Origin of the sequence: Bartonella vinsonii subsp. berkhoffii ATCC 51672 (genome assembly GCF_902825225.1) — a bacterium.
In the GTDB taxonomy this organism is placed as follows: Bacteria; Pseudomonadota; Alphaproteobacteria; order Rhizobiales; family Rhizobiaceae; genus Bartonella; species Bartonella berkhoffii.
Window position 1 is genome coordinate 1 of record NZ_CADEAK010000302.1, and the last position, 394, is coordinate 394.

The window sequence follows — 394 nt, forward strand, 5'->3', positions numbered from 1 at the left end:
TGTCTTTTCAAATGAAGCATCTCTTTCATTGATTGCAGGACCGTGCCAGATGGAAAGCCGAGATCATGCTTTTGAAATGGCTGGCCGGATTAAAACAATTACAGATAAAATTGGTATTGGGTTTGTTTATAAATCGAGTTACGATAAAGCCAACAGAACATCTATAAGTGCAGCACGTGGCATTGGTCTTGAAAAAGCAATGGCTATTTTTTCTGATTTGAAAAAGGAATTTAATTGTCCGGTATTGGCTGATGTCCATACAGAAGAACAATGCAAAGTTGTTGCGTCAACGGTAGATATTTTACAAATACCCGCTTTTTTGTGTCGTCAAACAGATCTTTTGACAGCAGCAGCCAAAACGGGCCGTGTTATCAATATTAAAAAAGGACAGTTT

Annotated in this window: 1 pseudogene; it reads left to right on the forward strand. The window is 38.1% G+C overall.

The features are described from left to right. A pseudogene (locus tag J7R10_RS09360) lies at positions 1-394 on the forward strand (3-deoxy-8-phosphooctulonate synthase); the annotation flags it as partial.